The organism is Bradyrhizobium diversitatis, assembly GCF_016031635.1.
Lineage (GTDB): Bacteria > Pseudomonadota > Alphaproteobacteria > Rhizobiales > Xanthobacteraceae > Bradyrhizobium > Bradyrhizobium diversitatis.
Map to the genome: position 1 here is coordinate 25,535 of NZ_JACEGD010000026.1, position 13,039 is coordinate 38,573.

The window sequence follows — 13,039 nt, forward strand, 5'->3', positions numbered from 1 at the left end:
GTAAGGTGGAAGCGACCATGTTGGGGGCAAGGCGACACCAGCTCAACATGGATATTTCGACATGAACGATCGCGTCAATTCCGACACCACCACGTCCCGCAAGATCTTGAGGCCGCGCCGGCTCGCGCTGCTCGGCACCGTGGCCGCGCTGGGCGTGGCCGCCCTGTCAATGGCGCCAGGCTCCGCGCCGTTCGGTACGAACTCCTTCATTGCGCCGGCTCACGCTGCGGAAGCCGCCGTGACGCCGCCGGGCTTCGGCGATCTGGTCAGCAAGGTCAAACCCGCGGTGATCTCGGTGCGGGTGAAGATCGACCAGGACAGCGACAAGACCGCGATGCTGCAGCAGAACCGGATGGACTCGGACGAGAATACGCCGTTCGACCAATTCTCGCGACAGTTCGGCTTCCGCTTCCCGGGCGGCATGAACGGCATGCCGCGCCAGCGCCATCAGGTGATCACGGGCGAAGGCTCCGGATTCTTCATTTCCGCCGACGGCTATGCCGTGACCAACAACCACGTCGTCGACCACGCCGAGTCCGTGCAGGTGACGATGGATGACGGCACGACCTACACTGCGAAAGTCGTCGGCACCGATCCGAAGACCGATCTCGCGCTGATCAAGGTCGATGGCAAGAAGGACTTTCCGTTCGTCAAATTCTCCGACCAGAAGCCGCGCATCGGCGATTGGGTGGTCGCCGTCGGCAATCCCTTCGGTCTTGGCGGCACTGTGACCGCGGGCATCGTCTCGGCCAGCGGCCGTGATATCGGCAATGGTCCCTATGACGACTTCATCCAGATCGATGCGCCCATCAACAAGGGCAATTCCGGCGGCCCGGCCTTCGACATGAACGGCAACGTGATCGGCGTGAACACTGCGATCTTCTCGCCCTCGGGCGGCTCGGTCGGCATCGGCTTCGACATTCCGGCCTCGACCGCCAAGCTCGTCGTCGCCCAATTGAAGGACAAGGGCGTGGTCACCCGAGGCTGGCTCGGCGTGCAGGTGCAGCCCGTGACATCGGATATTGCCGACAGCCTCGGCCTCAAGGAGGCGCGCGGGGCGATCGTCGACAATCCGCAGGACGGCAGCCCGGCGGCGAAGGCCGGCATCGAGGCGGGGGACGTCATCACCGCCGTCAACGGCACCACGATCAAGGACTCCCGCGACCTCGCCCGCACCATCGCCACCTTGGCGCCGGGCACGTCCGTGAAGCTCGATGTCTTCCGCAAGGGCGACAGCAAAACGGTGACCCTCGCGCTCGGCGAGCTGCCGAACGAGCGGCAAGCCAAAGGAAATGGCAATTCCGACGAGGGCAAAGGGCAGCCGAATGCCGGCACGCCGCGCCTCGGCCTCAGCTTGGCGCCGGCAGGTGACGTCCAGGGCGCGGGCCAGAAGGGTGTCGTCGTCACCGAGGTCGATCCGCAAGGGCCGGCGGCACAACGCGGCATTCAGACCGGCGACGTCATCCTCAATGTCGGCGGCAAGGCGGTCGCCAATGTCGGCGACGTCCGTTCGGAGCTGGCGCAGGCCAAATCGTCGGGCAAGCGCAGCGTGCTGTTGCAGGTCAGAAGCGCGGAGGCGACGAGATTCGTCGCAGTTCCGCTAGCGTAGAGTCGCGCGCATCGATCGACCCACGTCAAAAAAGGCGGCCCTCGGGCCGCCTTTCCTGTTCAGCCTCGAAATTCCCGTTGGGCTATTGATAACATTCTCGTTAACCACAGGAATGGTGACGCAGTTCGTCCGAAAAAGCCGTGTTCGTTCATCACAGTTCCAACATCTGCGGCAAGGAGGCCGCAAAGGTGGATTGCAGGCGTGGAACTTCGAGCCTGCCGCCGCTTTGTGGAACTTGCTGGCGGTTCGCATTTTGATCGGTGCCGACATGGTTCGATTGAAGCTCTCGCGGAGGAGTGCACTGCTCGCAGCGTCATTGGTGCTCTGGGGCGGAAACGCGCTCGGGCGAGATGACGGCCGCTACGCGAACTCACCCCTGAAGCCATGGTTCGACAGTCTGCGCAGCCAGCTCGGCCCGTGCTGCTCGGATGCGGATGGATTTGCCGTCGCCGATCCCGACTGGGAGTCGCACAACGGGCGTTACCGCGTGCGTCTGGACGGGCAGTGGATAGATGTGCCGGACGAAGCCGTCATCACCGAGCCGAACCGGGCCGGCCGCACCATGGTGTGGCCGGTGAAGACGGCGTTCGGGATTTCGATCCGCTGCTTCATGCCGGGCAGCATGACCTGAGACGGGTCAGCGTCAGCGCTTGCTGGATTTGCGCTTGGACGACTTCTTTGACGACTTGCTTGACTTAGACGATTTTCTCGACGTCTTCTTGGCGCTGTTCCGCTTCGATGCCTTCTTCGGGACCTTCTTGCCCTTCTTGCGTGCCTTCGACAGTCCGATCGCGATTGCCTGCTTGCGGCTCTTCACGCGGCCGCCGCGTCCTCCGCGCCCGCTCTTCGCGGTACCCTTTTTGTAGCGCCGCATCTCGCTTTCGACATCGCTGCCGGAGCTGCGCGAGTAGCGACGTTTCTTTGCCTTGCGTGCCATGCATGCTCTCCCTTGGCGAGGAGAACCATTCGGCTCAGCCATGGTTCCGGCAGCGCATACACAACGTGCAGGCGCGCGCCGCAGTTAGAAGGAGTTCGCCAAGTCGATCTCCGCCTCCAGCGCCTGGATGCGCCGTGCGGCCTCACCGAAGGACAGGTCCCGTGCAAATTGGGCGGGTTGATAGGCCTCTTCGCTCAGCCGCTTCAGCCTGAGACCCTGTGCCCGCGTCATCTGCTCGCCGAGAAGAACCCTGGCGTCGTATTTACCTTGAACCTGCATCCGCGTTCTCCGTTCTGAAATCGTGACTTGACTATATGTTCTTATTTTGTTCTAACAAGCCATGGACAACAGAATTAATGAAATTCGACGTAAAATCAGAGTCTTGAGGCTCGAAATGGCCGACGTCGAGGCGTCGGTGCGCGATCTCGTCGAGCGCGGCTGCGATTGCACGGAAAGGGCCCTGGCGCAGATGGATCTGCGCCGGAGAATCAACCTCCTGATCGGCGAATGGAAGGCAGCTGGCGGCAGCGACGTTCTGCCTGACGTCCGCGACCGGGTCCGCCTTCGTCCCGCGAAGACGGGCAATCCTGCGCGCGCGAGCGGGCCCCGCTGAAATCGGGGAGCGCGCGGTGGAGAAGGGACCCGGACGCGTACCGGATTTGAAACTGCGCACGAGCCCCAAGAGAAAGGGCCCCGCAACGGGCGGGGCCCTCGATGGATTCCAGGGAGTGGCCTATTTGGTGTTGGTCATGCCGCCTTTGTTCGTCATGGTGCCGCCCTGATCGGAGCCGGGGCCGGAGCCGCCTTGGCCGGAAGGATCAGCGCCCTTGGAAGACTTGGTGTTGGCGCCGGTGGTCTGTGACGATGACATCGAGGATCCATGCTTGGCCTTGTGTGACTTGGCCTGCACGGCGAACGGCGCGGCGGCAAGGCCGGTTGCCAACATTACGGCGAGAGCGAGCTTGGTCGTCTTCATGCGGGAAACTCCCTGAGTTAATTTGACGCAGGCAGCCAACCGTTCTTCGCCGCAGGAGTTCCCGACAAAGCACCTCCCGCGGGTCACGCGCGCTTCAAGTTTGCTTGTCCTCCTCAATGATGAACACGACGCCGGTGAGCGTCGCACCGATCGCGAACGTCGTCACCAAGGTGAGAGTGAAGACCAGAATGGCCTGGCTTCCGCCGTTATTGAGCAGGTTGGCCACGGCTGGATTGGACAGGACGAGCGTAAGGCTGAAGGTGAGGCCGAGGGCCGCGCCCATCATTGCATGCGTCATCAGCTTTATAAGTCCGCTGGCAGAGATCAGGTCAGACGACTTCTTCGTGCGCATGGGAGTGCATCCCGAATTGGCATGCAAACACCCGCGCGGTTGTCTGGTTCCATTCGGTTGAAATAATTGTCATCGCCCGCTTCATCCGACGTTCATGCCGGGCTTGCAAGGATGAGCGCCATCAAAACGGGAACATGGATATGGGTAAGGTAGTCTTTCTTTACCGCTCGCTGGCCTATCGCAACGCGGCTGCAGACATCCTGCGCAAGGCCCGCAGGCTGCCGCGCGGAGCAGAGCGAAGCGCGGCGCGTCGCTACGCCAGGGCCCTGCGCGATCTCGCCCGAACGGAAGCCTGGCTGGAAGGGCGAGTCCCGCGCGAACCGCGGGTGGCTCAGCGCATGACGAGCGCAGCCTCCGGTTAGCCGGACGCGCGCTGCAACTCTGCGGAGCCGCCGGTGTCGAACTTGCCGGGTCCGGCGGTGGCCGTCCGGCGCTTCAGCGGCACCTCCAGGCGGCACAACAGGCCTTCAGCGCGCCAATCGAACTGCGCCTGTCCGCCAAGCTGGGACTCGACGCTCGCAAGCAGGCTTCGCGTTCCAAAGCCGCGAGATTTCGGTGTCATGACCAGCGGACCGCCGGATTCCTCCCAGCTCAGCGTGAGCAGCTCGTCCTCGACCCGCCAATCGATCGCGAGCCGCCCCGATCGAGTCGAGAGCGCGCCATACTTGGCCGAGTTGGTGAAGAGCTCGTGCAGCGCGAGCGCCAGCGTCTGGGCCGTCGCCGGCAGCAACTGAACTTCGGGACCGGCCAATCTGATCTGGTCGCCGAGCGAATAGGGCGCAAGCTCCTCGTCAATCAGCCTGGAGAGCTCGGCGCCCTCCCAGCTCGACAGCGACAGGATGGTGTGCACGCGCGCCAGTGCATTGATACGTCCCTCGACGGCGTTGACATAGTCCTTGACCTCGTCCGCCCGGGTGAGGCGCACGATCGATTGCGCCAGTGCCAGCGCGTTCTTGGCGCGATGATCGACTTCTCGCGCCAGGAGATTCTGCCGCTCCTCGGCACGCTTGCGCTCGGTGATATCGACGGTGACGCCGCTGACGCGCACCACGCGCCCGCTCTCGTCGACCGTCGCCGCCGCCGTGCCGACGCACCAGCGCACCTCGCCGTCGGGCCGCACGATGCGGAACTCAGTTTCATAGGCGCGCGTGCCCTTGTTGAATTCGGCGATCGCCTTGCGCAACTGATCGACGTCATCGGGATGCAGCAGCGCCTGGACGTTGGCCGGATTGACTTCGAAGCTCTCGGGGCCGACGCCGAAGATTCGGTATTGCCCCTCGTCCCACATCCAATCGCCGCTGATCCAGTCCCAGTCCCAGGATCCCATCTTGCCGGCAGCGATCGCCATGCTGCGCCGCTGCTCGCTCTCGCGCAGCTTCGCGGTGGAGCTCTCCAGTTCCGCAGTGCGTGCGCGGACGCGGTCCTCGAGCTCGTGGTTCAGCCGTTCGAGCTCGCGCGTCTTGCGGTAGAGCTCGGCAAATACCCTGATCTTGGCGCGCAGCACTTCCGGCACGACCGGCACCGGCACGTAGTCGACCGCGCCCATCTCGTAGCCGCGCAACCGGTCGATGTCGCTGACCTGGATGGCCGAGATGAAGATCATGGCGGTCTTCTGGAAACGCGGATGCTCGCGGATCATCGCGGCGAGCTCGAAGCCGTCGAGTTCGGGCATACAGACGTCGACCAGGATCACCGCGATCTCGGTCTTGAGCAGCACCTCCAGCGCCTCGCGTCCCGAGGAGGCGATCACGAGGTTCTCGCCGAGATCCTTCAGGATCACCTCATAGGCGAGCAGCTTGGCCGGCTGGTCGTCGACGAGCAGGATGTTGACCTTTTCCTGGTCCATACGCGGGCCCAACTCAGCGGTGCAGCCACATGCGGATCGCAAGCAGCAATTGGTCGGTGTTGACCGGCTTGGCGAGATAGTCGGACGCGCCGGCTTCGAGGCATTTCTCCCGATCGCCCTTCATCGCCTTGGCGGTCAGCGCGATGATCGGAAGACGGGCGAAGGCCGGGTTCTCGCGGATCACGCCGATGGTCTGATAGCCATCCATCTGCGGCATCATGATGTCCATCAGCACGATCGCGATCTCCGGATTGGATTCGACCAGTGTCACAGCCTCGCTGCCGGTCGTCGCCGTCAGCACTTTCATGCCGCGCCGTTCCAGCACGCTCGACAGGGCGAATATGTTGCGGGCATCGTCGTCAACGAGCAGGGCTGTCTTGCCGATCAAGTCCTCGTCGGAACTGTTCAGCTTCTCCAGCATACGCTGCTTCTCGATCGGCAGCTCCGTGATCACGCGGTGCAGGAACAGTGCGGTTTCGTCGAGCAGGCGTTCCGGCGATTCCACGCCCTTGACCACGATGCTGCGCGCCATGGTGTGGAGTTCCGCGTCCTCCTCCGCCGAAAGCTCGCGGCCGGTGAAGACCACGACCGGGATGTTCGACAGTCGCTCGTCGTTGCGGATCTGGTCCAGCACCTCGAAGCCGCTCATGTCGGGCAGCCGGAGATCGAGTACCACGCAGTCACACGGCTGCTCGCGCAGCGTCGAAAGTGCCGCCGCGCCGGTGGCCGTCGACACGATCTCGATGTCGTCGTGGTACAGCAGCTCGCGGATCGAAAGCTGCTCGGCTTCGTTGTCCTCGACGATCAGCAGCCGCTTGCGCCGCGGCCGCGCATATTCCTTGATTTGCGTCAGCGCGGCTGAGACGCCTTCAGGCGTGGTCGGCTTGTTGACGAATGAGAACGCGCCACGCGCCAGCGCATGCTGGCGGTCCTCATCGAGCGTGATGATCTGCACGGGGATGTGGCGGGTCAACGGATTGTGCTTGAGCTGGCTCAGCACGGTCCAGCCGAGCATGTCGGGCAGGAACACGTCGAGCGAGACTGCTCTCGGCTGATACTGCTTGGCGAGCTCCAGCGCCTCCGCGCCCCGCGCGGCGACCAGAACCTTGAAGCCCTTGTCGCGCGCGAGGTCGACCAGCACACGCGCGTAATGCGGGTCGTCCTCGACGATCAGGAGGATGCTGTCGCCAGGCTCGAGGTTCAAGCGGTCGTCGGGAAGCTGCTCGATGACGCGCTGCTGCTCCGGCGCGGCCGGCTGCAGCGCAGGCGGCTGGCTGTATTGCTGCGGCGCCGGCGCGGCCCGCGGCGCGAGCGTCGGGCCGGAATATTTCAAGGGCAGATAGAGCGTGAAGGACGAGCCCTTGCCCGGTGTGCTGCGGAGATGGATCTCGCCTCCGAGCAGGCTCGCGAGTTCGCGGCTGATCGCGAGCCCGAGGCCGGTGCCGCCGTATTTCCGGCTGGTGCCGGCATCCGCCTGCTGGAACGCCTCGAAGATCAGCTTCTGCTTCTCCAGGGGAATGCCGATGCCGGTATCGGACACTTCGAACGCGATCACGGCCGGCGCGGAGTTCAGCACCGGGTGATCCGTCCCCCAGCCGCCGATCGCGCCGGCGACCTTCAGGCGCACTTCGCCTTCGGCGGTGAACTTGAAGGCGTTGGAGAGCAGGTTTTTCAGGACCTGTTGCAGGCGCTTGGAGTCGGTGACGATGCTGCGTGGCAGGTTCGGATCGACGTCGATCTTGAACGACAGGTTGCGGTTGTCCGCCTCGTGCCGGAATGGGCGGCCGACGGTCTCGAGCAGGTTCGCGGTCAGGATCTCCTCGGCGTCGACCGTGACCGTGCCGGACTCGATCTTGGAGAGATCGAGAATGTCGCTGATGAGGTTGAGCAGGTCGGTGCCGGCGCCGTGGATGGTGCGGGCAAATTCGACCTGCTTGGCCGAGAGATTGCCGTCCGGATTGTCGGTGAGCTGCTGGCCCAGAATCAGGATCGAATTCAGCGGCGTACGCAGCTCGTGGCTCATATTAGCGAGGAACTCGGACTTGTATTTCGAGGTCAGCGCAAGCTCGGTCGCCTTCTCCTCGAGCGCGCGGCGAGCCTGCTCGATCTCCTGGTTCTTGCGTTCCACCTCGACGTTGCGTTCGGCGAGCTGCTGCGCCTTCTGCTCGAGCTGGTCGTTGGTCTGCTGCAATTCGCGCTGCTGGGTCTGCAGCTCGCCGGCGAGCTGCTGCGACTGCTTGAGCAGGCCTTCGGTCTGCATCGTCGCCTCGATCGAGTTCAGAACGATGCCGATGGAGTCGGTGAGCTGTTCCAGGAACGTCATCTGCGACGTCGTGAAGGAGACGAGGGAGGCGAGCTCGATCACCGCCTTGACCTGGCCTTCGAACAGGACAGGCAGCACGACGAGGTTTTTCGGTGCGACGCGGAACAGCGCCGAGTTGATCGGCACCACGTCGGATGGAATGTCGGAGACCATGCGCGGCCGCTTGTCGAGGGCGCACTGGCCGATCAGGCCTTCGCCGAACTGGAGCACGCGCTGATAGGGATAGATGCCGTCGCTGGCGTAGGATGCGAGCAGCAGCAGCTGGGAATTGTCCTCGTTCTCGACCTGGTAAATCACGCCGGTATGGGCGTTCACCAGCGGCGACAGCTCGGTGAGCAGCAGCCGGCCGACCGTGGTGAGATCGCGCTGGCCCTGGAGCATGTTGGTGAACTTGGCGAGGTTGGTCTTCAGCCAGTCCTGCTCGGTGTTCACGTCCGTCGTCAGACGGAGATTCGTGATCATCGTGTTGATGTTGTCCTTCAGCTCCGCGACTTCGCCGCGGGCGTCGACCTGGATCGATCGCGTCAGGTCGCCCTTGGTCACGGCAGTCGCCACTTCCGCGATGGCGCGCACCTGAGAGGTGAGGTTGGCAGCCAGAAGGTTCACGTTGCCGGTGAGATCCTTCCAGGTGCCGGCAGCACCGGGCACGTTGGCCTGGCCGCCGAGCCGGCCTTCGACGCCGACCTCGCGTGCAACCGACGTCACCTGGTCGGCGAAGGTCGCGAGCGTCTCGGTCATGTTGTTGATGGTGTCGGCGAGAGCGGCGACCTCGCCGCGCGACTTCATCGTCAGGTTCTGCTTGAGATCGCCGTTGGCGACCGCAGTCACCACCTTGACGATGCCGCGCACCTGCTCGGTCAGGTTCGCAGCCATCAGGTTCACGGTGTCGGTGAGGTCCTTCCAGGTGCCGGCGACGCCGGGCACTGCAGCCTGGCCGCCGAGCTTGCCCTCGGTGCCGACCTCGCGGGCGACGCGTGTGACTTCGCCGGCGAAGGCGTTGAGCTGATCCACCATCGTGTTGATGGTGTTCTTCAGCTCGAGGATTTCGCCCTTGACGTCGACGGTGATCTTGCGGGAGAGGTCGCCGCGCGCCACGGCCGTGGTCACTTCGGCGATGTTGCGGACCTGCGTGGTGAGGTTCGCCGCCAGGAGGTTGACGTTATCGGTGAGATCCTTCCAGGTGCCGCCGACGCCGGGCACGACGGCCTGACCGCCGAGCCGGCCTTCGGTGCCGACCTCGCGCGCCACGCGCGTGACTTCGGCGGCGAAGGAGCGGAGCTGCTCGACCATGGTGTTCAGCGTGTCCTTCAGGAGAAGGATCTCGCCGCGCACGTCCACCGTGATCTTCTTCGAGAGGTCGCCGCCGGCGATCGCGGTCGCGACCTCGGCGATGTTGCGGACCTGGGCCGTTAGGTTCGAGGCCATGAAGTTGACATTGTCCGTGAGGTCCTTCCAGGTGCCGGCGACGCCGGGCACTTCGGCCTGGCCGCCCAGCTTGCCTTCGGTGCCGACCTCGCGCGCCACGCGCGTGACCTCGCCGGCGAAGGCGTTGAGCTGGTCCACCATGGTGTTGATCGTGTTCTTCAGCTCGAGGATTTCGCCCTTGACGTCGACGGTGATCTTGCGGGAGAGGTCGCCGCGCGCCACGGCGGTCGTCACTTCCGCGATGTTGCGGACCTGGGCGGTGAGGTTGCCCGCCATCGAATTGACGCTGTCGGTGAGATCCTTCCAGGTGCCGGCGACGCCGGGCACGTTGGCCTGACCGCCGAGGCGCCCTTCGGTGCCGACCTCGCGCGCCACGCGCGTCACCTCGCCCGCGAAACGGTTGAGCTGATCGACCATCGTGTTGAGCGTTTCCTTCAGCTGCAGGATTTCGCCGCGGACGTCGACCGTGATCTTGCGCGACAGGTCGCCGCCGGCGATTGCGGTCGCGACCTCGGCGATGTTGCGGACCTGGGCGGTCAAATTGCCGGCCATCGAGTTCACGGAGTCGGTCAGGTCCTTCCAGGTGCCGGCGACGCCGGTGACCTGGGCCTGACCACCGAGCTTGCCGTCGGTGCCGACCTCGCGCGCGACGCGCGTGACTTCGCCGGCGAAGGCGTTGAGCTGGTCGACCATGGTGTTGAGCGTCTCCTTCAGCTGAAGGATTTCGCCTGAGACGTTCACCGTGATCTTCTTGGACAAGTCACCTTTCGCCACCGCGGTTGCGACCTCGGCGATGTTGCGGACCTGGCCGGTGAGGTTCGAGGCCATCGAGTTGACGCTGTCGGTGAGATCCTTCCAGGTGCCGCCGACGCCGCGCACGACGGCCTGGCCGCCGAGCTTGCCTTCGGTGCCGACCTCGCGCGCCACGCGCGTCACTTCGCCGGCGAAGGCGTTGAGCTGGTCCACCATGGTGTTGATGGTGTCTTTCAGCTCCAGAATCTCGCCGCGCACGTCCACGGTGATCTTTTTCGAGAGGTCGCCGCCGGCGACCGCCGTCGTCACCTCCGCGATGTTGCGGACCTGCGCTGTCAGGTTGGAAGCCATCGAGTTGACGCTTTCGGTCAGGTCCTTCCAGGTGCCGGCGACGCCGAGCACGTTGGCCTGGCCGCCGAGCCGCCCTTCGGTGCCGACCTCGCGCGCGACGCGTGTCACCTCGCCGGCAAAGGCGTTGAGCTGGTCGACCATGGTGTTGAGCGTCTCCTTCAGCTGAAGGATCTCGCCGGAGACGTTCACCGTGATCTTCTTCGAGAGGTCGCCGCTCGCGATGGCGGTGGCGACGTCGGCGATGTTGCGGACCTGCGCCGTCAGGTTCGAGGCCATGAAGTTGACGTTGTCGGTGAGGTCCTTCCAGGTGCCGGCAACGCCAGGCACCTGGGCCTGGCCGCCCAGCTTGCCCTCGGTGCCGACCTCGCGGGCGACGCGCGTCACTTCCGAGGCGAACGAGTTGAGCTGGTCCACCATCGTGTTGATGGTGTCCTTCAGCTCCAGGATCTCGCCGCGGACGTCTACGGTGATCTTGCGGGAAAGGTCGCCGCGCGCCACGGCGGTGGTGACGTTGGCGATGTTGCGCACCTGAGCGGTCAGGTTGCCGCACATGGCGTTGACGCTGTCGGTCAGGTCCTTCCAGGTGCCGGCGACGCCCGGCACGATCGCCTGGCCGCCGAGCTTGCCGTCGGTGCCGACCTCGCGCGCGACGCGCGTCACTTCCGAGGCGAAGGAGCGGAGCTGGTCCACCATCGTGTTGATGGCTTCCTTGAGCTGCAGGATCTCGCCGCGGACGTCGACCGTGATCTTCTTCGACAAATCGCCGTTGGCGACCGCGATCGTCACCTCGGCGATGTTGCGAACCTGGTTGGTCAGGTTGTTCGCCATCGAGTTGACGCTCTCGGTCAGGTCCTTCCAGACGCCGGTCACCTCGGGCACCTGGGCCTGACCACCGAGCTTGCCCTCGGTGCCGACCTCGCGCGCCACGCGCGTCACCTCGGAGGTGAACACGCCGAGCTGCTTGATCATGGTGTTGACGATGTTCGCCGACTGCAAGAACTCGCCGCCGAGCGGACGGCCATCGACGTCGAGCTTGACGGTCTGGAGCAGGTCGCCTTGTGCGACGGCGGCGACCGCGCGCGTCACCTCGCGCGTCGGCCACAGCAGGTCGTCGATCAGAATGTTGACCGAACCTTCCATGTCGGCCCAGGAGCCTGACGCGAGGCCGAACTTGACGCGCTGGCGGGTCTTGCCTTCGCGCCCCACCACCTGGCCGACCAGCTCGAGTTGGTGCGCCATGCGCTGGTTGGCGGCGATGATTTCGTTGAGCGTGTCGGCGATCTTGCCGTCGATACCGAGGTAGTCGCCGCTCATGCGCACCGAAAAGTCACCGCTGCGCATCGCCTGCAAGGCGAGCAACAGTTCCGCCCGGGAATCCGACTCCGACGTACCGTTGGTTTTGGGCTTTGGGACGCGACGACCGGAGCCTGATGCAGTTCCGGGATCGAGGTCGCTCATACTGATTCCCCCGCAGGCGTTCGCCGAATCCGCGGCACGACGCGTTTGGTCGAAATGAAATAGAGCGTCAGCCAAATTCGAAATCAAGCGCCAAGGTGCGGCGCGAGGAATTGGAACCCGCTTTGCTCAGCCCGACTGAACTAACGAGGGTCCCCGGAATTGGTTCCATGCTTTTCAGAACGATCGTGGGGCCGCCGCTTTGCTCGTCCCGCGCCCGGCATTCATCCTTTGGCACGGAGCCAGCCCACGCGCGGAAACACCGACCACCGGAACGGCCAGCCGGTCCAATCCGAGCGGCAGCGGCACGTCATCTTCGGGCGGCAAGGACGACAATGGCGAGGCTGGTCGTGACAAGATGCCGGAGAGCGATCGCACCGTGCGGTCGCAGAGCCAGCAACGTCATCCCAACGACAAGTAGAAGCGGCTACTTGTCCGCCATGGTACGCTCGGCGTCCCTGACCTGCGAGCGCAACATCGGGAGCTGTTCGCGCGCGAACGCTGCGAGCGCTGCATTGTCGGGCGCCTTCAGATAGCGCTCGAGCAGTCCGATGACCGATTCATACTCGGGAATCTGCGCGGCATAGAAGCTCCTGACGTAGGTCGGACCATCCGACATCTCGGGCTCGACCAGGCTCGCGGTTGAGGATGTTGCCTTGCCGACGCGCGGCTCTGCGCCAATGGCCTCCTGGACCTTCTTCAGGCTCTTGTCGCGCTTGGCCGCTTCCTCGGCGCGCAGGGCGGCGAGGTTCTTGACCTCTGCATTGCCCTTGAGGTCGGTATTCTCGAGAAGACCCTGTTGAAATCGGCTGAAATTGTAGACGCCGCTGATAACCTCGATCGCGGTCGGTGGCCGTTCGCCGGGCTTTCGCTCGCCGGTGCTGTCGGCAAGCGCCGCAGTGTTGATGAACGCCAGGATGAGGACGGCAAGAACTCGCATCGGTATCAATGATGAACACCGTGCGAAGTTCCCTGACCATTACGATCCGGTAAGCGGGTTGCGGCGCGAGAG

11 protein-coding genes are annotated in these 13,039 nt (G+C 64.4%); 4 read left to right on the forward strand and 7 right to left on the reverse strand.

Features of this window, described 5'->3' with window-relative positions; translation table 11 throughout:
- Nucleotides 1–61 precede the first annotated feature (61 nt).
- Both H1B27_RS26230 and H1B27_RS26235 read left to right on the forward strand, forming a co-directional pair.
- A complete protein-coding gene (locus tag H1B27_RS26230; protein WP_197968033.1) occupies nt 62–1,609 on the forward strand; it encodes a Do family serine endopeptidase in 1,548 nt (515 codons plus the stop codon).
- Between the two features lie 268 nt (nt 1,610–1,877).
- The gene (locus H1B27_RS26235) at nt 1,878–2,240 is read left to right on the forward strand and encodes a hypothetical protein (protein ID WP_061878709.1); all 363 of its coding nucleotides are present in this window, start codon (nt 1,878–1,880) and stop codon (nt 2,238–2,240) included.
- A gap of 12 nt (nt 2,241–2,252) precedes the next feature.
- On the opposite strand, the gene H1B27_RS26240 is transcribed toward H1B27_RS26235, so the two are convergent.
- Both H1B27_RS26240 and H1B27_RS26245 read right to left on the reverse strand, forming a co-directional pair.
- Nucleotides 2,253–2,546 (reverse strand): DUF6496 domain-containing protein, encoded by a 294-nt coding sequence (locus H1B27_RS26240; RefSeq protein WP_061878432.1) that lies wholly within the window; start codon nt 2,544–2,546, stop codon nt 2,253–2,255.
- 84 nt (nt 2,547–2,630) lie between these two features.
- On the reverse strand, nt 2,631–2,825 hold the full coding sequence (locus H1B27_RS26245; protein WP_197968034.1) for a DUF3072 domain-containing protein: 195 nt from the start codon (nt 2,823–2,825) through the stop codon (nt 2,631–2,633).
- A gap of 115 nt (nt 2,826–2,940) precedes the next feature.
- Between H1B27_RS26245 and H1B27_RS26250 the strand changes: the two genes are divergently transcribed.
- A complete protein-coding gene (locus H1B27_RS26250; protein ID WP_197968035.1) occupies nt 2,941–3,159 on the forward strand; it encodes a hypothetical protein in 219 nt (72 codons plus the stop codon).
- A 120-nt stretch (nt 3,160–3,279) separates the two neighbouring features.
- Here the strand turns inward: H1B27_RS26250 and H1B27_RS26255 are convergent, their stop codons facing one another.
- Together H1B27_RS26255 and H1B27_RS26260 are read right to left on the reverse strand one after the other, a co-directional pair.
- On the reverse strand, nt 3,280–3,522 hold the full coding sequence (locus tag H1B27_RS26255) for a hypothetical protein (RefSeq protein WP_028176958.1): 243 nt from the start codon (nt 3,520–3,522) through the stop codon (nt 3,280–3,282).
- Between the two features lie 94 nt (nt 3,523–3,616).
- Nucleotides 3,617–3,874 (reverse strand): hypothetical protein, encoded by a 258-nt coding sequence (locus H1B27_RS26260; RefSeq protein ID WP_061878430.1) that lies wholly within the window; start codon nt 3,872–3,874, stop codon nt 3,617–3,619.
- A gap of 140 nt (nt 3,875–4,014) precedes the next feature.
- On the opposite strand from H1B27_RS26260, the gene H1B27_RS26265 reads away from it, so the two are divergent.
- On the forward strand, nt 4,015–4,236 hold the full coding sequence (locus tag H1B27_RS26265) for a hypothetical protein (RefSeq protein WP_197968036.1): 222 nt from the start codon (nt 4,015–4,017) through the stop codon (nt 4,234–4,236).
- On the opposite strand, the gene H1B27_RS26270 is transcribed toward H1B27_RS26265, so the two are convergent.
- The 3 genes from H1B27_RS26270 to H1B27_RS26280 form a co-directional block, all read right to left on the reverse strand.
- Nucleotides 4,233–5,720 (reverse strand): HWE histidine kinase domain-containing protein, encoded by a 1,488-nt coding sequence (locus H1B27_RS26270; RefSeq protein ID WP_197968037.1) that lies wholly within the window; start codon nt 5,718–5,720, stop codon nt 4,233–4,235. The genes H1B27_RS26265 and H1B27_RS26270 overlap by 4 nt on opposite strands.
- A 13-nt stretch (nt 5,721–5,733) precedes the next feature.
- Entirely contained in the window at nt 5,734–12,030 is a 6,297-nt protein-coding gene (locus H1B27_RS26275; RefSeq protein ID WP_061878429.1) for a HAMP domain-containing protein, read from the reverse strand.
- Between the two features lie 424 nt (nt 12,031–12,454).
- Entirely contained in the window at nt 12,455–12,967 is a 513-nt protein-coding gene (locus tag H1B27_RS26280) for a DUF4142 domain-containing protein (protein ID WP_061878428.1), read from the reverse strand.
- Nucleotides 12,968–13,039: the final 72 nt, after the last annotated feature.

What these genes read in the sequence shown, in the direction of transcription:
- H1B27_RS26230 (WP_197968033.1), top strand. Translation starts at nt 62, where the DNA reads ATGAACGATCGCGTCAATTCCGACACCACCACGTCCCGCAAGATCTTG.
- H1B27_RS26265 (WP_197968036.1), top strand. Translation starts at nt 4,015, where the DNA reads ATGGGTAAGGTAGTCTTTCTTTACCGCTCGCTGGCCTATCGCAACGCG.
- H1B27_RS26235 (WP_061878709.1), top strand. Translation starts at nt 1,878, where the DNA reads ATGGTTCGATTGAAGCTCTCGCGGAGGAGTGCACTGCTCGCAGCGTCA.
- H1B27_RS26255 (WP_028176958.1), bottom strand. Translation starts at nt 3,522, where the DNA reads ATGAAGACGACCAAGCTCGCTCTCGCCGTAATGTTGGCAACCGGCCTT.
- H1B27_RS26250 (WP_197968035.1), top strand. Translation starts at nt 2,941, where the DNA reads ATGGCCGACGTCGAGGCGTCGGTGCGCGATCTCGTCGAGCGCGGCTGC.
- H1B27_RS26245 (WP_197968034.1), bottom strand. Translation starts at nt 2,825, where the DNA reads ATGCAGGTTCAAGGTAAATACGACGCCAGGGTTCTTCTCGGCGAGCAG.
- H1B27_RS26270 (WP_197968037.1), bottom strand. Translation starts at nt 5,720, where the DNA reads ATGGACCAGGAAAAGGTCAACATCCTGCTCGTCGACGACCAGCCGGCC.
- H1B27_RS26240 (WP_061878432.1), bottom strand. Translation starts at nt 2,546, where the DNA reads ATGGCACGCAAGGCAAAGAAACGTCGCTACTCGCGCAGCTCCGGCAGC.
- H1B27_RS26260 (WP_061878430.1), bottom strand. Translation starts at nt 3,874, where the DNA reads ATGCGCACGAAGAAGTCGTCTGACCTGATCTCTGCCAGCGGACTTATA.
- H1B27_RS26280 (WP_061878428.1), bottom strand. Translation starts at nt 12,967, where the DNA reads ATGCGAGTTCTTGCCGTCCTCATCCTGGCGTTCATCAACACTGCGGCG.
- H1B27_RS26275 (WP_061878429.1), bottom strand. Translation starts at nt 12,030, where the DNA reads ATGAGCGACCTCGATCCCGGAACTGCATCAGGCTCCGGTCGTCGCGTC.